We start from the raw sequence: 19,095 nt of genomic DNA on the forward strand, positions 1-19,095 counted from the left end.
CAGGGCCCCCAGCTCTCACCGGGGGCCCCGCGCTCGGAACGTCTCCTCAGCCACAAACGACTCGCAGCGTTCCCCGCTGCTACCGCTTCACCTCAAAATCGCGGCTCCCCTTCGACACCCCATCGAGCCAGACCTCCACCTTGTACTTCCCCACCGGCCAGCCACTCGGCTTGGCCACGTGGAACTCGGTGACCGAGACCGTGTTGGCCGAGTCGGGGGCGGCGACGGCTTGCGACGTGGAGTCCACCGTCTGGCCGGTCTGGAACGACCACTTGGCCACCAGCGTCGCGCTCGGCGCGGTGTTCTCCGTGACGACGGCGAGATAGAACGTGTCGCGGCGTCCGAAGACGCTGGTCGTGTCCGTCACTCGCTTGTTAGGGCCGAGCTTCTTGCCGAGCTCGATGGTGCTGACCGTGGCTGGCGGCGGCGCGGGGGCGGCGACCGGCGTCGTGTCGATGGGGAGGGCCGGCTCCTTCTTCTTGCACGCCGTCCCGGCCACGACCACAAACAGGGAAAGCGCCAAGGCTGTGTGCGAACGCATGGCGGGCCTCACAGTGGTGGGAGCTTCAGGACCCATCCGATCTGGATGCGGTCGGGGTTCTTGATGACATCACGATTGGCCTCGAAGATCTCCTTCCACTTCGACGCGTCGCCGTAGTGATGCTTGGCGATTCCCGAGAGCGTGTCGCCCTTGACGACCGTGTACGTAGGGACTGCGGCTTCCTCCTGGCTCATGGCCTCGGAGGAGCTGCCGGACGTGACGTCGGAGAAGTCCGGCAGCGGTTCGTTAGGATTGGTCATTCCGTCACCTCAGTCGGCGAGGACGAATGTGACACGGAGCGTGACGCGATACTCGGTGATCTTGCCCTTCTCCACCTCGACCTTCTGCCCCGCGACCCACGCGCCTTTGACGTTCCGGAGCGTCTTGTTGGCCCGCTTGATGCCGGACGCAATGGCATCGTCGAACGACTTGGGCGACGAGGCAATGATCTCGGTGACTTTTGCAACAGACATAGCGGGCTCCGTGGAAGTGGTGGGTCGCGCGCCGGGGAGGCGCGCGGGAGGGGTTACTGCAAGTAGGGGGGGATTGGGGGTGGGCGCAAGGCGGGGGGGTGAGGGCGGTGAAGGAGGGGGCGCGGAGTTGCTGAGGGGCTTGGACCCGGCGCGTCGGTTAAGCTCGGCGCCCTGCAACGCCTTCGCGAGCGCGAAGCGCGCGACGTGTTCTGGGCGTGCACGTGCGGACTGTACCGCAGGTGTCCTTACGCGACCAAGGGGGCAACCTTCTGCAGAGCATTGCCTCCACGAACCGCGGCGCGGTTCAGTTGACTAGAACAAGTCTGCGTGCGTCCCCGTTCGCACGAACACGATCTCGTTGTTCGGTGCGTAGTGCCAAATGAGCAAGAAGTCGGGCTCGATGTGGCACTCCCAGTGTGTCTTGTACTGTCCACTCAGCGTGTGGGGCCGATAGCTGGCATCGAGAGGCTTTCCGTCAATCAGGATTCCCATTACGCGATCCAGATGCTCGATATCCCACCCGCGCTTCCGCGCCCGCTTGCGGTCTTGCTTGAATTGGCCGGTATAGCTCGGCGTGTACACGGGCTAATCGTCGACGTCGAGCTGCGCAATCAGCGACTTCGCATCCATGGCACGAGTGACGCGGCCCGCCTCAGCGTCCGCCATCGCCGCCTGGGTCGTCAGGTTCGGCAGTGCCACGTCAAAGGGCAACGCGTGCCGCAACGTGATCTGCTCATAGAACATGCTGATCGCGGTCGTCGGGGACATCCCGAGCTGTTCCAGAACGTCCTCCGCCTCTTGCTTGAGCGCCGGCTCGACTCGAGCACGTACAGTCGCCGTCTTGGCCATGCGGAACTCCTGAGATGGGGATGACCACGCGGATACAACAATATGTAGCCCAAATGGGCCACACGCAAGAGCGGGGGGGACAGCAAGGCGCGACATACCCCGCGCGCCGGCAAGGGCGTTGTCTGGAGCGGCGGCGTATCTCATCGCGAATCGGCAGCTCGATGGCTCCCAAGACAAGACCGCCGGCCTTAAGAAGGCCGGCGGTGCTGCTTCTGCTGAGGACGTCAACAGGCTTTCGCTGTCAACTCACTTCACCTTCACGACACCCATCACCCTCCCCCTCACCCACACTCCGAAAACCCACACACATGACACTTCACACACCCCTCCGCAAACTCGAGCTGCGACCCGCAATCCGGACACGTCCCAATGAAGCTCTGCGCAATCTCATCGTTGATCGATGAGAATTGCAGCTGCTCCCCTGACACAGCCACCGGAGCCGGCGCCTTCACGACAATCTGCTCGATGGCCGGCGCCCCCCCAACTGGCGTCTGCTTGATGAGCTCCTGCTGCACTCCCTGCTGCGCCTGGAACCACTCGTGCAACGCGATGCCGATGGCGTCGGGGACGGAGAGGATCTTGTTCGGACCCAGGCCAACGGCGCGATCGGACGAGATGCCGCGCAGCTGGCGGTGTACTTCCATGAGCGGCACACCGGAGCGGAGGGCGAGAGAGATGAGCCGACCCATGGCCTCGGCGTCGGCCATGGCGCTGCCGCCGGCCTTGCCTAACGTGATGAAGACCTCGAACGGCTGACCCTTCTCGTCCTCGGTGATGTGGACGTACATGGTCCCCAGCGGCGTTTCCTTGCGGATGGACGTCGACTTGAGGCGGTCGGGGCGCGAGCGCTTCATGCGGCGCTGCAGGTTCTCGCTCTCGACCTCGAACAGCGTCTTCTTGAGGCGATCGATGTCGGCGTGCAGCTCGGCGATGGTCCCTTGCAGCTCGCCGACCTGGCGCTTCTCGGCGGGCGTCTCCTTCCCGTCGCGCGCGGCCTTGGCGGTATCAGTCGCGCCGGTGCTGAGCACCTGGTTATCGCGCGAACCGTCGCGGTACACGGTCACACCCTTGCAATGCATGTCGTACGCCAACTCATAGATGGCGCGGACGTCGTCCTGGGTGGCCGCGTGCGAGAAGTTGGTGGTCTTGGAGATGGCCGAGTCGGTGTGCAACTGGAAGGCGGCCTGCATGCGCACGTGCATCTCGGGCGCAATCTCGTTGGCGGTGACAAAGACGCGCTGCCAGTGCGCCGGGACTTCGGGCTGCTTGACGCTCCCCGACTTGGCGATGCGCTCCATCAGTTCTTCCGTATACCACCCCTCGCCCTTGGCGACCTTCACGAAGTCCTCGTTGACGTCGGGCATCATGACGCCGGCCTGGTTGCGCATGAAGGCAACGGCAAAGAGCGGCTCGAGGCCCGACGAGCAACCGGCGATGATGGAGATGGTCCCCGTGGGGGCAACGGTGGTGACGTTGCAGTTGCGGAGGAGCTGCATGGGACGGATGCGGTTCCCCTGGGCGTCGCGGGCGCAGGTGGCATCGGGGCCCCAGATGGAGCGCGCCCACTCGGGGAAGGCGCCACGCTCGGCGGCCAGGCGCTCGCTTTCCTTCTTTGATTCGACGTCGACGAACTCCATGACGGTGCGGCCGAACTCGACGCCTTCGGGGGTGTCGTAGGGGATGCCGAGCCTAACGAGCGCGTCGGCGAAGCCCATGACGCCAAGGCCGATGCGGCGGATGCGCTTGGAGAGCGCGTCGATTTCCGGCAGCGGGTACTTGTTGACGTCGATGATGTTGTCGAGGAAGTGCGTCGAGAGGCGCACGTCCTTGCCGAACGACTCCCAGTCCATGGCGCCGTCGTGCACGTAGTAGCCGATGTTGATCGACCCCAGGTTGCAGACGTCGTACGGGAGGAGCGGCTGCTCGCCGCACGGGTTGGTGGCCTCGTACAGGCCGAGGTGCGGGACTGGGTTGTAGCGGTTGGCTTCGTCGATGAAGAAGACGCCAGGCTCGCCGGTGCGCCACGCCCCCTCGATCATCCGGTCCCACACCATGCGGGCGTCGAGCTGCCCGGCGACCTCGCCATTGGACGGGTCGATGAGGTCATAGGAGGCGTTGGCCTTGAGCGCCTCCATGAACTTGGTGGTGACGCCGACGGAGATGTTGAAGTTGGTGATCTGCGTGAGGTCTTCCTTGCAGGTGACAAACTCCATGATGTCGGGGTGGTCGACGCGAAGGATCCCCATGTTGGCGCCACGGCGCGTCCCGCCCTGCTTCACGGCGTCGGTGGACGCGTCGTAGAGCTTCATGAAGGAGACGGGACCCGAGGCGACGCCGGTCGTGGAGCGAACCATCGACCCCTTGCCGCGCAGGCGCGAGAAGGAGAAGCCGGTGCCGCCACCGCTCTGGTGGATCAAGGCCATGGAGCGGAGCGTGTCGTAGATGCCGTTGTTGCCGTTGGAGAGCGCGTCTTCGACGGGGAGGACGAAGCACGCCGAGAGCTGGCCTAACGGGCGGCCCGCGTTCATCAGCGTTGGGGAGTTAGGCTCGAAGCGCGACTCCGTCATGAGACGGTAGAAGGCATCGGCGACCTCGTTCACGGCCCCCTCGCTGGCGCCATATCGGCGATCCGCCTCGGCGACGACCGTGGCGACGCGCCAGAAGAGCGCTTCGGCGGTCTCGGTCGGCTTACCGGTCGCGTCCTTGATGAGGTAGCGCTTCTCGAGAACGGTGATGGCGTTCTTGGTGAGCTTGACGGGACCGGCGGGCGGCTTGGAGGGGAGTGGCATGATGGGGTGGAGCCTCCACAGATGTATGAACGCAGACGAAACGCAGACGAGACGCAGGCGAAGCGCTGAGCGAAGCCGGGCGAGCGTAACCAGGGGTCAGTTCAGGGCGGGCGGGCAGTTTAGTTCTGCTCGTGAGAGCGCGCCAGTGCCCTTGGAAGTGCTCGTACACCAACAAGTTAGCTTATCAACATCACGAATCAGTCACCCGTGCCGATTGTCCACTTTCAAGCGGCCCGGGCCGTTGAAAAACGGACTGGAATCTGGACGAGCACTCGACGCGTTGTGACGGCTGCGTTACAAGCCATTGCCGAACAGGAAGTTAGGAGGCGTCTGGATGTGGGATATCGTTTGGCAAACAGATGTGGGGAGGCGATTTGGGGGGAGGTAACCCTTGACGTTCGGGGGGAAGACGCTACGGGGTTGCTTGGAAACGCGTGCCTGGGGCGCGCGGGGATGGCTTTGGCTGCCTAACTGCTAAGGGTGGCGTGCGGGGGCTGGGTGCGGCGCGCGCCTTGTGCCGTTCTTCCCTCGTAGATTCGTGTCTTCGTGTGCTCTCTCCAGCGTGGACGCGAATGCCCGTCTACGGCTTGCGCAGCCCCGCGAAGAAGTGCTCCACCCCCTCCGCCACACCCAGCGCATAGGCGTGCTGGAACTCGGGCGTGCGCAGGAGCGCCTCCTGTTCCGGGAACATGACGAAGGCGCCCTCACACAGGATGGCGGGCATCCAGGTGGGCCTCAGTACGGCGAGGTTGTCGTAGTTGATGCCGAGGTCGCGGAGCCCCATGTGGCGGACCATGGCGCGTTGCACCTCGCGGGCGAGGGGCTCGGCGCGGGGGTTGAAGTAGTAGGTGCCGGTGCCGTGGGCGGTGAAGGGGTTCACGCCGTCGGGGAGGGCGTTGAGGTGGATGGAAACGAAGGCGTGGGCGTTGGCGCGACGGGCGAGTTCGGGGCGGTCGGAAAGGCCGAGTGCGGTGGAGGTGGTGCGCGTCATGAGGACCGTGGCGCCGCGCGATTCGAGGAGGGGCTTGAGGCGCTGGGCGATCTCGAGGGTGGCGACGGCCTCGTACAGGCCAGTGGGGCCGGTGCTCCCCGCGGGCGGATGACCGGCGTCGACGGCGATGGTGAGGCCCTGCAGCGGGCGGTTAGGGTTGGCGATGCGTGGGGCGCGCCGCAGGCGCAGCACGAGGGCGCCGCGTTCCCATCGCACGAGGTAGCCGTACGGGGGCTCGCGGAGCGTGATCACGAAGCGCGCCCTCCCCTCCCCCACCGCTTCCCACGTCACTCGGCGCACGAGCGAGTCGGCAGAAGCGAGGTTGATGATGTCGGTGTTGGCGGTGGTGCCGAACAGCTCCAGCGTGAGCGATTCCGTTCCCTCGTGCACGATATAGGGCGGCCGCTCGGCCATGGGGATGACCAGGTCGCTCACCTCCGGCGAACGCGAGACTACACGGGCGTTGCCGGCCACGCGAACCGGCGCGGCGGTGCCCAGCGGGAGTTCGCGCACCTCGGCGGCGTCGACCCACACCGAGAGGTCGCGGTCGAGGCGGAGGCGGACCTGTTCTCCCGAGCGGCCGGTGACTTCGGCGACGGTGCCGGGGAGGAAGAACCACTTGTAGGTGCCGCCGCTGGGGGTCGGCTTGCCGATGACGACGCGGTCGGAGTCGGGCTCGGTTGCGGCTGGCGGCTTGGAACGCTCGCCGAGTATGGCGTAACGGGGGCCGGCCGAGTCGAGGAGAGTGACGCGGGGGGTGACTAAACGGATGGTGTCGGCGCCGCCGGTGACTTCGATGCGCCCCGGTTGTGCGAGAAGGCGCGCTTCGATGTCGGTGGACCAGAGCGTGGAGTCGGTGCCGTTGGGTGGCTGTCGCAGGGGGCGCTGGGTGCCGTCAGGGGCAAGCCATTTGACCGCGGAAAACGCGGAGGTACGCAGGGAGACTCGGACGAGGTCCGTGGAGAGGCGGGCTTCGCGTGCGGTGGGGCGGAGCGAGGAGGTGTCGACGGTGAGAGGGCCGGTCGCGGGGATTGGCTTTCTGGGGGTGGGGAAGGCCAGGCGGCGGGTGACTTTCACGGTGTCGCCGCCGCGGGCCGCCACCAGGTTCCATTGCGGCTGCTCGCGCGGGGGGAGCGGGAGCCAGGCGAGCCAGGCGCCATTGGGGAGGACGGGGACCTGGTGACCGTTGATGGTCAGGCGCGCGTCGCCGCTCCCGGTGGAGCCAAAGAGGAAGGTCGAGTCGCGGGCAGCGATCGTGGCGCCGTCGGGAGGGTAGACGACGCGGAGGTCGAGCTTGCCGTTGACGGTGGGGATGGGGGGAAAGGTCGGGGCAGAGAGCGCGGCGGTCGCGGCGACGGGGAGCGGCGCCGTTGCAGGGGGCGGTTGCATCGCGCAGGCTGCGAGCGTGACGCTGGCGAGGAGCGAGGCGAGGCGGGCGGGCTTCGCGCGATGTATCGCCGAGGGGATGGAGTGGCGCATGGGCGAATCATACCCCCGACGCGTGAGGGGGGCGAATCCACGGCTGTGGTTGCCCCGTACGGAGCGCTGTGGCATCTTCGCGCGACGTCCTTGCACCCTGGCTCGTACGCGCGTGGACGCGTGCGGGCGCGTGGGTGCGCGCGACACTGCCCTCAATCGCTTTCGACCACGCCGCTTCGAGTGACGCCCATCTCGCCCCGCCCTTTTCGGTCGTGACACCTCGGCGATGACGACACGGCCATGACATTCCGGAGATGAAGACGCCGATCGAGACGCGCGCGGCTCGCATGCCGACTCCCCCCAAGGGGACGGATGCGCCGGTGATGGTGGAGGCGTTCGCGGTGTCGGACGTGGGGCGCACGCGCGACCATAACGAGGACGCGTTCGTGGTAGCCGACCTGTCGAACGGTGCGCCGATCCAGTTCGACCGCGTAATTCGGCAGCCGGCGGGCGCGGTGGGGCACCTCTTCATGGTGGCCGACGGGATGGGAGGGGCGGCCGCGGGGGAGCTGGCGAGCGAGACGGCGATCGACGTGGTCCTTCGCTACATGAGGGAGCAGTGGGCGCCGCGGCGCAGCGCCGATGCGCCGTCGTTTGTCCTGGCGCTGGAGACGGCGACCGACATCGCCAACACGTCGATCTTCCGGCATGCCGCGGAGCATCCGGAGCTGCGCGGGATGGGGACGACGGCGACGATTGCCGGGCTGCTGGGCGATGCGCTGTATCTGGCGCAGGTGGGCGATTCGCGCGCCTATCTCGTGCGCGACGGCGTGGCGCGGCAGATCACGAAGGACCAGTCGTTGATGCAGAAGCTGATCGAGGCGGGGGAGATCACGGAGGAAGAGGCGGAGATCAGCGAGCGGCGGAACATCATCCTGCAGGCGCTGGGGCCGGAAGCGATCATCCGGATCGACCTCACGCACCAGCGCGTGCGTCGCGGCGACATCCTGGTGTTGTGCTCGGACGGGCTGTCGGGGATCGTGCGCGCCGACGAGATCGGACGCGCCTTCGCGGAGGAGCCCGACCTACAGATGGCGTGCCGGCGGCTGGTGGCCACGGCGAACGCGCTCGGCGGTCCGGACAACATCACGGTGGTATCGGCGCGCTTCGACGGCACTGGGCTCGGGCAACCTAACGACGACGACCAGGTGGGGCACCGGATCTTTGCGATTCCGGGGCGGGAGGTGGGGCCGGGGGAGTCGGTGGAGGAGCTGCTGCAGGCGAAGACGGCGCAGATGGAGGCGGTGTTCCAGAAGACGCCCCTGGAGTTGCCGCCGGCGGTGCGGCTGGCGCGGCAGGAGAAGTCGCTGGTGTATCGCGGTGTGCTCGCGGCGGCGGCGGTGGTGCTTGGCGGGTATCTCGTCTGGCGTCTCGTGCAGTTGCTCGCGCTGGGGTGACCGCTCGCGAGAGGGGTGTGTGGGGGGCGAACCACGACTCCCTCTCCAACGCCTCTCGCTTAGACGTTCGCGAGAGGGGGTGTGCGGGGGGCGAACCACGACTCCCTCTCCAACGCCTCTCGCTTATACGCTCGCGAGGGGGGTGTGCGGGGGGCTCACCACGACTCCCTCTCCAACGCCTCTCGCTTATACGCTCGCGAGGAGGGTGTGCGGGGGGCGCGGACTTGGGGACGGCTCTGGAGAGGGAAAGGCGCTGCGCGCTTTCCCCTTCCGAAGCGATGGGGAGGCGCGGACTGTTTGTGGGGGAGAGGGGGGTGTTGCCCCACGTTTTTCCCCGTGTGACTCCGTGACTCCGTGTGTCCTCTGTGTTGAAAAAGCACCCGCGCACGACACTTGGCGCACGCGGACTCTGCAGGGATAGCGACCTGTTAACGCGCGGCGAGGCGGCGGGCGGCGGCTTCCTGCATGGGGCGTTCGCCGCCCCAGGCGCAGAGGGTGGGGATGTCGGGGGGGAGTTGGGCGGCGAGGCGGGGGTGGCTGAACTGGGCGATGTAGACGTCTCGCCGGTTGGCCCTGGCGGTGGCGTGCAGCTGGCGGAGGCGGTCGAGCGACGCCGGCGAGTAGCCGGGGCGTCCTTTCCAGGCGCGGATGTCGCCAAAGAGGGCGATGACGAGGGGCTTGGCGCTGCCGCCGGGGATAGGCTCGAGTTCGACGTCGACGCCGAGGGTGCCTAACGTGTCGATGAGGGGCTGGCGGCTGGGGGGCGGGTAGGGGCCGCCCAGGTCGTCGTCGATGATGGCGAGGCCGATGCGGGGGCCGAGTGGGGGGATGGGGGCGTGGAGGATCTGGAGGGCGCGGTCGGCGAAGTGGCGCCCCTCGGTGAGGTCGGCGTCGCTGACTGGGCGGACGGACTCCGGGGTGAAGGCCCAGCGGGCCCAGTGGTCGCGGCGGGCGAGCGAGGCGTCGAGCTGCTTGCGGCTGACGGAGCGGCCGGCGGCGTTCTCGATCGCGAGGAGGGTCGCAGCGGGGTCGTGCGGATAGAGCAGAAGGTCGCACCCGGCGACGAGCGCGCGAAGCGCGGCGTGCCCTTCCCCGCCCTCGCCCTGCACGCCGGCCATGATCATCGCGTCGGTGACGACGAGGCCGTCGAAGCCCAGCTCGTCGCGGAGGAGGGCGTGGACGATGGCCGGGGAGCAGGTGGCCGGGGCGCCACTGGGGTCGAGGGCGGGGTAGGCGACGTGCGCCGTCATGATGGACGCCACGCCGGCGTCGATGGCGGCGAGGAAGGGGGCGAGGTCGAGCTGCAGCTCCTCGCGCGTGGCGGTGACGACGGGGAGGACGGCGTGCGAGTCGGTGGTGGTGCGCCCGTGTCCGGGGAAGTGTTTGGCGCAGGCCAGCATCCCCTCCCCCTGGATGGCGTCGATGAGCTCGATGACGCCCGCGCTGACTAACTCGGTGCTGCTTCCTAACGAGCGCGTCCCGACGATGGGGTTGTTTGGCTCCAGGTCGAGGTCGGCGACGGGGGCATAGGTCCAGTTGACGCCGATGGCCAGCGCCTCGCGCGCGGTGAGGCGGCCGGCGACGCGGAGGGCGAGCGGATCGCCTAACGAGGCGAGCGCGGCGAGCGGGGGGAGCGCGGTGCAGCCGGCGAACTGCTGCCCCGCCCCCCGCTCGAGATCGGCGGCGATGAGGAGCGGATGCCGCGAGGCGGCGCGGAGCTGTGCGGTGAGCGCGGCGACGGCGCCCTGCGTTCCGCCAAAGACGATGAAGCCGCCGACACCCAGGGCGAGGGCGCGCTCGATCTCCGGCGCGGCGTGCTCGAAGCCGCGGTCGGGGTCCCAGCGGATGGAGGGGAGGAGAAGCTGGGCGAGGTCGCTCATGGCTCGTGGGTGAGGGCGGGTGGGTGAATGGTAGGGGGATGGGGGGGGCGGGGGGAGGCTTTGCTTGGGTGCTTGGGTGAGGGAGGGTAACTGCGGTCTCACGCGAAGGCGCGAGGGGGGTCGGGGGGAAGGGCTGGGGTGGTGGCCCGGGAGATCATGGGCAACTGCGGGTGTCACGCGAAGGAGCGAAAGGGGGCGCGCGCGCGAGAGAGCATCGCGCGCCGCCGCATTCGCGTCTTCGCGTCCTCGCGTCTTCGCGTCTTCGCGTCTTCGCGTGACACCGCTCTTCCCCACGCCAACGCGCCCGCCCGGCGACAGCGCCCGGTGACAGCGCCCGCCGCCTGCGCGCCCTGATTGTCCGTCCGCACAATCCCGCAGCGCTCGGAGGGCAACTGCGGGGAAACGTCAGGCAAGCTCCTGATGATTGACGGGTCGCCGTCGGCGCATCGTGGGCTTTATCTGTGCAGAGGGTTTTCATGAGTCGGCGGATGACGAGCACCGCGATCGTGGTGGGGGCCATTCTCGTGGCCTCGGTGATCGCGGTCTGGTTCGGGGAGCGCACTTGGCGGCGCGCCTCAGATGCGGCGTTCGCGCAAGTGGCCTCGCGCGCGGATTCGGCGGCGCGGGGCGATTCTGCAACGCGGAGCGGGCGGGCCAGGTCGTTCGCGCCGCAGTCGCTCGACGGACTCCCGGCGCCGGTGGCGCGCTACTTCCGACTGGTGCTGATCCCCGGCATGCGCATGGTGCGCCTGGCCTACATCGATCATGCCGGAGACTTCGCCCTGGAGCCAAACGACTGGAAGCCGTTCACGTCGCGACAGCTCTACTCCACGGCGCCGCGCGCCTTCGTGTGGGACGCGGCGATCCGCATGTTCCCCCTCGTCCCGGTGCGCGTGCGCGATGCCTATCGCGATGGGCGCGGGAGCACCCTGGGGGCGATTGGCGGGACGGTGACGATGGTCGATCAGGCGGGGACGCCAGCGTTGGCGCGCGCGGCGTTGCTGCGATATCTCGCCGAATCGGCATGGCTGCCGACGGCGCTCCTCCCGTCAGAGGGGGTGCAGTGGACGGCGATCGATGATTCGACGGCCCAGGCAACGGTCGCCGACGCGAAAGTCGAGGTCTCGATGGACGTCCACTTCGCGCCCACGGGCGAAATCGCGCGCATCACGGCGCTGCGGGAGCGAGACGTGAACGGGACGCCGGTGCTGACGCCGTGGGTGGGCGAGTTCTCGCACGAGCTGCTCTCGGTGGGCGGGATGAAGATTCCCGTGTCGGCGGCGGTGAAGTGGGTGCTGCCGGAGGGGGAGCACGTGTACTGGCGGGGGAAGGTGAGGGGGGTAAGGTATGACTTCCGGTAGGGGAGCCTGGGAAAGGCAAAGGCAACTGCTTGTCACACGAAGACACGAAGGCACGAAGGGGGCGGCGATGGAGCGGGCGATGGGCGCTGAGCTCTTGGCTTCCTCGTGTCTTCGTGCTTTGTGTGAGACCGAACTTTCCTGGCGCCCCCTGCCCTACGCCGGCGTGAGCTTTCCCAGTACCCGCCCCCCCGCCGCACCGGTCGCCGCCGGGACATTGCCGGGCGCCCCCGTCAGGTGCAGGTAGCCTAACAAGGCAAAGGCGACGGCTTCCTTGGCCTCCCCATCATAGAAGACGTCATCGAAGCGCACGACCTTGCGCCCGGGAATGAGCGCCTCGAGTGCGTCGATGAGGGCGGGGTTCCTCGCGCCGCCGCCGGAGACGACGACGTCCTCGATGGGCTCGGGGAGGAAGCGGCGATAGGCGTCGGCGATGGAGCGCGCGGTGAAGGCGACGGCGGTGGCGATGATGTCGGCGGGGGTCGCCCCGGCGCGCACGGCGCGGCACTGGGCGATGAAGTTGGCGATGTAGCCGGGGGTGAACAGCTCGCGCCCCGTGCTCTTGGGCGGGGGGGCGCTGAAGTAGGGGTCGCGCAGGGCGGCCTCGACGACGTCGTCGATGGGGATACCCTGGCGGGCAAGCTGTCCGTCGACATCGTAGCGCATGCCGGAGACTAGGGCGCGCGTCACGCCGTCGATGACGACGACGCCGGGGCCGGTGTCGAAGGCGCGGACGCCGCCTGTTCCCCCGTTAGGCGGGACGACACTCACGTTGCCGATCCCTCCGATGTTCTGCAGCGCTCGCCAGTGCGTGGCGCTGAAGAGGAGGCAGTCGGCCATGGGAACGAGCGGGGCCCCCTGCCCTCCCGCCGCCATGTCGCGCACGCGGAAATCCGAGATGACGGGGACACCCACACGCTCGGCGATCACCGAGCTCTCGCCTATCTGCCACGTGCTGTGGCCGGGGACGTGCCAGACGGTCTGCCCGTGCGAGGCGATGGCCGCGATCTCGCGGCGCGGGACGCCCGAGGCGGCGATCACCTGGATGGCGGCGCGGGCGAGGCGTTCTCCCAGGTCGAAGTTGAGGCGGCAGTATTCCTCCGGCGTCCCCTCGCGCAAGGCGCGCGCGAGGCGGTCGCGCTCTTCCTCGTCATAGGCGAGGACGTCGTAGGCGAGGAGCTCGGACGAGACGCGCGCCCCGTCACGTGCAAAGCGCACGACGGCGGCGGAGATTCCGTCGAGCGAGGTTCCGGACATCAGGCCGACGACGACGGTCATGGGGTGCAGTTCATGGTTAGCATACCGGGTTCGTGCTCGGCGTCAGTGCGCGGGTAGAGTGTACGGGTGCAGTGCACGACGTCAGGATACGACGTCAGTGTACGGGCGGAGGATCGCCCCCCACCACGCGGCGGATGACGCCATTCCCCTGCGCCAGCGCCGCCTCGGCACCATCGCGATCGACGCCGAGCAGGTGCATGACGATCGCCAGCTTGACGTGGCCGCCGGCGCGGAGGAGGAGTTCGCGCGCCTCGTCGCGCGTGACGTCGCACGTCTCCATGATGATGCGCTGCGAGCGATCGATGAGCTTGAGGTTGGTCGCGCGCAGGTCGACCATCAGGTTGCCGAAGGTCTTCCCGATGCGGATCATCGCCCCCGTTGTCAGCATGTTGAGCACGAGCTTGGTCGCCGTCCCCGCCTTGAGGCGCGTGGAGCCGGTGACGACCTCGGGGCCGGTGACGGGGACGATGAGATGGTCGAGCGTCGAGGCGAACGACTCGTCGATGGGGGTGCAGGCGACCAGTCCCGTGAAGGCATGCAGCTGGCGGGCGCGCACGAGGGCACCGCGGACAAACGGCGTCGTGCCGGAGGCGGCGATCCCGATCACCACGTCCCCCTCGCGCACCCCATGCTCATCGATCGCCCTGGCCCCGTTCTCCGGGAGATCCTCGGCTCCTTCCTGCGCCTGGAAGACGGCGGCCGTGCCACCGGCAATGATCCCCTGCACGAGTTCGGGATCGCTGCCGAAGGTGGGCGGGCACTCGCTGGCGTCGAGAATCCCCAGTCGCCCCGAGGTCCCGGCGCCGGCGTAGAAGAGGCGGCCGCCGGTGCGGAAGGCGTGCTCGATGCGCGCGATCGCGCTGGCGATCTGTTCGCGCTGCGTGGCGACGGCGTCAGGGACGCGCCGGTCCTCGGCGGTCATGATATCGACGATCTCGAGCGGCGTGGCGAGGTCGATGTTGGCCGATCGCGGATTGCGCTGCTCGGTGATGCGCGGATCGAGCGCTCGAGGCGGGTGGGAGGGCACGAGGAGCGGGGGCGGAGGTATCGAGGGGAACGGAGTACCGCGAGGAGCGAGACGCACCGTCAGCGTCACAGGCGACGCGACGCGCGACGCGACTCGTGTCGTCACGCGCGGCGTCACAGTAGACGTCACAGTCGACATCACGCGCAACGTCGCGTGCAACGTCATGCGCGGCGCGTACGGCGGCGATCGGGGTAACTTACCTTCGCGCGAAGAGCGGTCACAACGGAGCAACCATGCGTGGACCAATGAGGCAAGCGGTCGGTCGAGGCGTCACCAGGCGCGCGACGTTCCTGCTGGCGGCGGCGACACTCCTGCTGCTCGCCCCACGGCGCGCCGAGTCGCAGGAAGGGGGCGAGGCGCGCCGCCGGGGGGGCTTTGGCAACTCGCCGACGTGGTGGCTGTCGACGTCGGCGGGGTGGCAGTGGAGCGACCAGGTGGGCGACCCGAAGACGAACTCGGTGTGGGACTTCGACTCCAACTGGTCGGCGCGCTTTTCCGCCGAGCGTGAGGTAGCGCCGCGCACGACCCTGGGGCTCCTGTTCAACTATGCGCGCATTCCGCTACGCATCGTGTCGGGCGGCGGGAGCGCGGGGTGTTCGATTCCCTGCCTGGGCGACGCGACGCTGGCGACCTATGGGCTGATGGCGCGCTCGGGTGGCGGGCCGGGATTCCAGTTCGCGTACGAGGGATTCATCGGCGCCACGCGCTATTCGAACTTCACCATCCACCCTTCGTCGTCGAGCGTTCCGGTGAGCGAGTTCAGCGGGATGACGAACACCGACTTTGCGTGGGCGCTGTCGACGGGGTTCGGGTATGCGCTGGCGCGCGACTACGAGTTGACGGCGATGTTCGACTACGGGACGTCGGTGCATGAGAAGTCGGGCGATCTCTTCCAGCGTCGGACGACGCGGCACTATGCGACGCGACTGGGGTTGCGGGTGGGGTTGTAGCCCAGCGTTGCAGCGAGGGCTGGGAGCAGCTGCCGCCCACCGTTCCAGCGAAGGCTGGGAGCCAGTTGACGGTGCGTTGGACGCTGGCGGGCGCTCGCGGGGGAGAAAGATCGGTCTCACACGAAGCCACGAAGGCACAAAGACGGCCTCACGCCCACCGTCCCAGCGAAAGTTGGGACCCAGTTGTCGCCCACCGTCCCAGCGAAAGCTGGGACCTATTCGTCGCCCACCGTCCCAGCGAAAGCTGGGACCCAGTTGTCGCCCACCGTCCCAGCGAAGGCTGCGACCCATTTGTCGCCCACCGTCCCAGCAAAGGCTGGGACCCATCTATCGCCCACCGTCCCAGCAAAGGCTGGGACCGATTTGTCGCCCACCGTCCCAGCAAAGGCTGGGACCCATCTATCGCCCACCGTCCCAGCAAAGGCTGGGACCCATTTGTCGCCCACCGTCCCAGCGAAGGCTGGGACCCATCTATCGCCCACCGTCCCGGCGAAAGCTGGGACCGATTTGTCGCCCACCGTCCCAGCGAAGGCTGGGACCCATTTGTCATGGCGTTGTTCGCGGCAGCTCGCCCCATCTCACACAAGCGCGACCACGGCGCGGAAGACACGGCGCCGGTTCCACGCGCTCGGCGTCGCTCGCGCGTGCGGCGGTGGGAGGGCAGATTGCGCTCGCGTAGGTTGATCCTGCTCCCCGCCCTTCCGCCATCTCCGATCCCGCGATGACGATGTCTTCTGCTTCTCTGCGCGCCGCGCGCATGCTTGCTTCTTCCTGCGCCGCCGTGGGGGTGCTCGCTGCGCTTGCGGCGTGCCGCGCCCCGTCGACGCCGTCGGGGCTCCGGTCGACGGAGCCGGCGGTCCCGCCTCGTGAGGCGGTGACGTTCCCGGCTGGGTGGCGCTTCAAGGCGGGGGAGCGCGCCGCGTTCGGCGAGCATTTCATGATCGCCTCCAACCAGGTGCTGGCCTCCGACGCGGGGAACGAGATCATTGCGGCTGGCGGCAACGCGGTGGACGCGGCCGTGGCGGTGGGGTTCGCGCTGACGGTGACGTATCCCGTGGCGGGGAACATCGGCGGCGGGGGCTTCATGGTGATCCGGATGGCCGACGGGCGCACGGCGAGCATCGACTACCGCGAGGTGGCGCCGTTGGCCGCCAGCCGCAACATGTACCTCGACGCGAGCGGCAACCCAACGAACGAGAGCATCATCGGCTACAAGGCGTCGGGGGTCCCGGGATCGGTCGCGGGGATGGCGGAGGCGCTGCGGAAGTACGGGACGCGGACGCTGGCGCAGGTGATGGCGCCGGCCATCCGCCTGGCGCGCGACGGCTTCGTGGTCGACTCGCAGTTCCACAACAGCCTCAAGGGGAGCAAGGGTTACATCGGGCGCTTTGACGCGAAGGAGGTCTTCTACGGGGCGAACGGCGAGCCACCGGCGATCGGCACGGTCTTCCGGCAGCCGGCGCTCGCCCGCACGTTGCAGCTGATCGCCGACAAGGGGGCCAATGTCTTCTATCGCGGCGAGGTGGGCGACTCGATCGTCGCCGCCATGCAGCGCGGCGGCGGGATCATCACGACGCAGGACCTGATGCAGTACAAGGCGCTGTGGCGCACGCCGATCACGAGCACGTATCGCGGCTACACGATGTATTCCATGCCGCCGGCGTCGTCGGGAGGGATCGTCGTGACGGAGGCGCTCAACATCCTCGAGGCCAAGGTGGCGGCCGCACCACCTTGGGGAACGGCGGCCTATGCCCACTTGTTAGGCTCGGCGTACCAGCGCGCCTTCATCGACCGCAACAGCAAGCTGGGCGACCCGGCCTTCGTGAGCGTCCCGCTGGCGCAGCTGACGGACAAGGAGTACGCCAGGGCGCTGGCGGCGACCATCGACCCCGCGCGGGCGACGCCGACGCCGCCTAACGGGGGGCAGATCGCGGACGGCACGAACACGACGCACTACTCGGTGGTCGACGACAAGGGGAACGCGGTCGCCACGACGACGACGCTGAACAACGGCTACGGCTCCGCGGTCTACCTCAAGAATGTCGGCTTCTTCATGAACGACGAGATGGACGACTTCGCCGCGGCGCCGGGGAAGCCGAACATGTTCGGCCTGGTCCAGGGCGAGGCGAACGCAATCGCACCGGGGAAGCGGATGCTGAGCGCGATGTCGCCGACCATCGTGCTCGACCCCAGGGGCGAGCTGTACCTCGTCGTTGGGGCCGCGGGCGGCCCGCGCATCATCACGGCGACGTCGCAGGTGATCCTCAACGTGATCGACCATCGCATGTCGCTCGCGGACGCGATGCGCGCGCCGAGGCTGCATCACCAGGCGTTGCCCGACACGCTGATGATGGAAAGCAACGGCTTCGCGCCGGAGGTCGAGGCAGCGCTCAAGCGGATGGGGCACGGGATCAAGTACACGCCCGGGCTGGCGAACGTGAACGCGGTGATGCGGGTGAAGGGCGGGTGGGAGGGGGTGACGGAGCCGCGCATGAGCGGGACGGGGGGGACGAGCGCGCGTTAGGCGGTCGGCCGGGGAGGCGAACGGCGGGTGAGCCGGGGGGAGTAGAAGGCGGACGGACTCGTGAGCGCGCGGGCGGACGCGCGTCACCCGGAATCCCCCACGACTACCTTCGCAGCGCAAGCTGGGATCCATTTGTCGGCGCATTGCGCGCGGGCGGTGGCGAGCGGGCGAGGAAGAGCGGTGTCACACGAAGATCGGTCTCACGCGACGACGCGAAGACGCGAAGGTGTGAGGCCGAGAAGCTGCGAGGCCGCGAAGCTGCGGGGACGTGAAGGCGTGGGGACGCGAAGCCGAGGGGATGCGACGCCGAGGGGATGCGAAGCTGCTCGCACCCGGCGCCCCCACGCCCACCTTCCCGGCGAACGCTGGGATCCAGTTGTCGGCGCATAGCGCGCGGGCGGTGGCGAGCGGGCGACCAAGAGCGGTCTCACACGAAGACACGAAGTCACGAAGGTGTGAGGCCGCGAGGCTGCGGGGATGCGAAGGCGTGGGGACGCCTGCTCGCGCCGCCGACCAACTCGTAAGCACGCCTAACGCTCGCACCCGGCGCCCCCAAGCCCACCTTCCCAGCGAAAGCTGGGATCCATTTGTCGGCGCATTGCGCGCGGGCGGTGGCAACCGGGCGCCCAAGATCGGTCTCACGCGAAGACACGAAGTCGGAAGGGAGCGTGGTCGCCCACCGGTGCATTCTCGAGGACACTCCGCGCTCTTTTGGACCTGACTGCAACGAAATGATGACGCTTCGCGAGGGGGGCGAGATGAGGTTGCCGGCATGGCGCGCGACTCATTCGTCTACATCCTGGCCAGTCGGCGGCACGGGACGCTGAACGTGGGATCGACGACTGGACTGTCGTCGCGACTCGCGCAGCATCGGTCGATGGCGGTTGAGTCGTTCACACGTCGGTACGGCGTGCACGTACTGGTGCATGTGGAGCGGTATCCGACACTGCGCGAGGCGCGCGCGCGCGAGCGTCAGATGAAGGCGTGGAAACGGGCGTGGAAAGTGGCGTTGATCGAGCATGGCAATCCGGCGTGGAGGGACTTGTCAGCGGTTATTTCGCTGTAGGGTGACTCACGTCGGGGCTACGAGGGGGGGGGCAGGTGGTGCGCGGGCGGCCTAACGTGGCTGATGCGACGACCAATGGGTCCCAGCTTTCGCTGGGCAGGTGGGCGGGGGCGCCGGGTTGACCGGGCGCCGCTGTCACCATCGAGGACGACTCGTTTGGCGTCTTGGCGTGCGGCCGAGTTCTCTCTACCTGTAGCCCCCGCCCGCGCACGACGCATCGACAAATGGGTCCCAGCTTTCGCTGGGAAGGTGGGCGGGGGCGCCGGGTTGTGGGTCCCAGCTTTCGCTGGGAAGGTGGGCGGGGGCGCCGGGTTGACCGCGCGCCGCTGTCACCATCGGGGACGACTCGCTTGGCGTCTTGGCGTGCGGCCGAGTTCTCTCTACCTGTAGCTCCCGCCCGCGCACGACGCAGCGACAAATGGGTCCCAGCTTTCGCTGGGAAGGTGGGCGGGGGCGCCGGGTTGTGGATCCCAGCTTTCGCTGGGAAGGTGGG

At 68.2% G+C, this 19,095-nt stretch carries 15 protein-coding genes; 5 read left to right on the top strand and 10 right to left on the bottom strand.

Annotation, left to right across the window (positions count from 1 at the left end; translation table 11 throughout):
* Nucleotides 1–79: 79 nt before the first annotated feature.
* The 7 genes from IT359_16375 to IT359_16405 form a co-directional block, all read right to left on the bottom strand.
* On the bottom strand, nucleotides 80–541 hold the full coding sequence (locus tag IT359_16375; protein ID MCC6930565.1) for a hypothetical protein: 462 nt from the start codon (nucleotides 539–541) through the stop codon (nucleotides 80–82).
* A gap of 8 nt (nucleotides 542–549) precedes the next feature.
* Complete coding sequence (locus tag IT359_16380; protein ID MCC6930566.1) at nucleotides 550–801, bottom strand: LysM peptidoglycan-binding domain-containing protein; 252 nt, start codon at nucleotides 799–801, stop codon at nucleotides 550–552.
* A gap of 9 nt (nucleotides 802–810) precedes the next feature.
* The gene (locus tag IT359_16385) at nucleotides 811–1,014 is read right to left on the bottom strand and encodes a dodecin domain-containing protein (GenBank protein MCC6930567.1); all 204 of its coding nucleotides are present in this window, start codon (nucleotides 1,012–1,014) and stop codon (nucleotides 811–813) included.
* 312 nt (nucleotides 1,015–1,326) lie between these two features.
* Complete coding sequence (locus IT359_16390) at nucleotides 1,327–1,596, bottom strand: type II toxin-antitoxin system YafQ family toxin (protein MCC6930568.1); 270 nt, start codon at nucleotides 1,594–1,596, stop codon at nucleotides 1,327–1,329.
* A gap of 3 nt (nucleotides 1,597–1,599) precedes the next feature.
* Nucleotides 1,600–1,863, bottom strand: coding sequence for a type II toxin-antitoxin system RelB/DinJ family antitoxin (locus IT359_16395; protein MCC6930569.1), 264 nt, complete (start codon nucleotides 1,861–1,863; stop codon nucleotides 1,600–1,602).
* A 281-nt stretch (nucleotides 1,864–2,144) separates the two neighbouring features.
* A complete protein-coding gene (locus tag IT359_16400) occupies nucleotides 2,145–4,652 on the bottom strand; it encodes a vitamin B12-dependent ribonucleotide reductase (GenBank protein MCC6930570.1) in 2,508 nt (835 codons plus the stop codon).
* A 580-nt stretch (nucleotides 4,653–5,232) separates the two neighbouring features.
* A complete protein-coding gene (locus IT359_16405) occupies nucleotides 5,233–7,122 on the bottom strand; it encodes an N-acetylmuramoyl-L-alanine amidase (GenBank protein MCC6930571.1) in 1,890 nt (629 codons plus the stop codon).
* A 254-nt stretch (nucleotides 7,123–7,376) separates the two neighbouring features.
* Here IT359_16405 and IT359_16410 point away from each other — a divergent pair, with 254 nt between their 5' ends.
* A complete protein-coding gene (locus tag IT359_16410) occupies nucleotides 7,377–8,519 on the top strand; it encodes a serine/threonine-protein phosphatase (GenBank protein ID MCC6930572.1) in 1,143 nt (380 codons plus the stop codon).
* Nucleotides 8,520–8,947: 428 nt separating this feature from the next.
* Here the strand turns inward: IT359_16410 and IT359_16415 are convergent, their stop codons facing one another.
* The gene (locus tag IT359_16415) at nucleotides 8,948–10,399 is read right to left on the bottom strand and encodes a hypothetical protein (GenBank protein ID MCC6930573.1); all 1,452 of its coding nucleotides are present in this window, start codon (nucleotides 10,397–10,399) and stop codon (nucleotides 8,948–8,950) included.
* Between the two features lie 488 nt (nucleotides 10,400–10,887).
* Between IT359_16415 and IT359_16420 the strand changes: the two genes are divergently transcribed.
* A complete protein-coding gene (locus tag IT359_16420; protein MCC6930574.1) occupies nucleotides 10,888–11,760 on the top strand; it encodes a hypothetical protein in 873 nt (290 codons plus the stop codon).
* A 153-nt stretch (nucleotides 11,761–11,913) separates the two neighbouring features.
* Here the strand turns inward: IT359_16420 and IT359_16425 are convergent, their stop codons facing one another.
* Both IT359_16425 and murQ read right to left on the bottom strand, forming a co-directional pair.
* The gene (locus IT359_16425) at nucleotides 11,914–13,035 is read right to left on the bottom strand and encodes an anhydro-N-acetylmuramic acid kinase (protein MCC6930575.1); all 1,122 of its coding nucleotides are present in this window, start codon (nucleotides 13,033–13,035) and stop codon (nucleotides 11,914–11,916) included.
* A gap of 94 nt (nucleotides 13,036–13,129) precedes the next feature.
* A complete protein-coding gene (gene murQ, locus IT359_16430) occupies nucleotides 13,130–14,200 on the bottom strand; it encodes an N-acetylmuramic acid 6-phosphate etherase (GenBank protein ID MCC6930576.1) in 1,071 nt (356 codons plus the stop codon).
* A gap of 107 nt (nucleotides 14,201–14,307) precedes the next feature.
* Between murQ and IT359_16435 the strand changes: the two genes are divergently transcribed.
* The 3 genes from IT359_16435 to IT359_16445 all read left to right on the top strand — a co-directional run bounded on the left by IT359_16435 (nucleotide 14,308) and on the right by IT359_16445 (nucleotide 18,602).
* Complete coding sequence (locus IT359_16435) at nucleotides 14,308–15,012, top strand: hypothetical protein (GenBank protein MCC6930577.1); 705 nt, start codon at nucleotides 14,308–14,310, stop codon at nucleotides 15,010–15,012.
* A gap of 727 nt (nucleotides 15,013–15,739) precedes the next feature.
* The gene (gene ggt / locus IT359_16440; GenBank protein MCC6930578.1) at nucleotides 15,740–17,536 is read left to right on the top strand and encodes a gamma-glutamyltransferase; all 1,797 of its coding nucleotides are present in this window, start codon (nucleotides 15,740–15,742) and stop codon (nucleotides 17,534–17,536) included.
* 772 nt (nucleotides 17,537–18,308) lie between these two features.
* Nucleotides 18,309–18,602 carry a GIY-YIG nuclease family protein gene (locus IT359_16445; GenBank protein ID MCC6930579.1) on the top strand — a complete coding sequence of 98 codons (294 nt, stop codon included), beginning with the start codon at nucleotides 18,309–18,311 and terminating at the stop codon, nucleotides 18,600–18,602.
* Nucleotides 18,603–19,095: the final 493 nt, after the last annotated feature.

It is taken from the genome of Gemmatimonadaceae bacterium (assembly GCA_020852815.1).
Lineage (GTDB): Bacteria > Gemmatimonadota > Gemmatimonadetes > Gemmatimonadales > Gemmatimonadaceae > SCN-70-22.

Bases quoted from the DNA above. Each gene is read 5' to 3' on its own strand.
- IT359_16375 (MCC6930565.1), bottom strand. From the start codon at position 541: ATGCGTTCGCACACAGCCTTGGCGCTTTCCCTGTTTGTGGTCGTGGCC.
- IT359_16380 (MCC6930566.1), bottom strand. From the start codon at position 801: ATGACCAATCCTAACGAACCGCTGCCGGACTTCTCCGACGTCACGTCC.
- IT359_16385 (MCC6930567.1), bottom strand. From the start codon at position 1,014: ATGTCTGTTGCAAAAGTCACCGAGATCATTGCCTCGTCGCCCAAGTCG.
- IT359_16395 (MCC6930569.1), bottom strand. From the start codon at position 1,863: ATGGCCAAGACGGCGACTGTACGTGCTCGAGTCGAGCCGGCGCTCAAG.
- IT359_16400 (MCC6930570.1), bottom strand. From the start codon at position 4,652: ATGCCACTCCCCTCCAAGCCGCCCGCCGGTCCCGTCAAGCTCACCAAG.
- IT359_16405 (MCC6930571.1), bottom strand. From the start codon at position 7,122: ATGCGCCACTCCATCCCCTCGGCGATACATCGCGCGAAGCCCGCCCGC.
- IT359_16410 (MCC6930572.1), top strand. From the start codon at position 7,377: ATGAAGACGCCGATCGAGACGCGCGCGGCTCGCATGCCGACTCCCCCC.
- IT359_16415 (MCC6930573.1), bottom strand. From the start codon at position 10,399: ATGAGCGACCTCGCCCAGCTTCTCCTCCCCTCCATCCGCTGGGACCCC.
- IT359_16420 (MCC6930574.1), top strand. From the start codon at position 10,888: ATGACGAGCACCGCGATCGTGGTGGGGGCCATTCTCGTGGCCTCGGTG.
- IT359_16425 (MCC6930575.1), bottom strand. From the start codon at position 13,035: ATGACCGTCGTCGTCGGCCTGATGTCCGGAACCTCGCTCGACGGAATC.
- murQ (MCC6930576.1), bottom strand. From the start codon at position 14,200: ATGTCGACTGTGACGTCTACTGTGACGCCGCGCGTGACGACACGAGTC.
- IT359_16435 (MCC6930577.1), top strand. From the start codon at position 14,308: ATGAGGCAAGCGGTCGGTCGAGGCGTCACCAGGCGCGCGACGTTCCTG.
- ggt (MCC6930578.1), top strand. From the start codon at position 15,740: ATGTCTTCTGCTTCTCTGCGCGCCGCGCGCATGCTTGCTTCTTCCTGC.
- IT359_16445 (MCC6930579.1), top strand. From the start codon at position 18,309: ATGGCGCGCGACTCATTCGTCTACATCCTGGCCAGTCGGCGGCACGGG.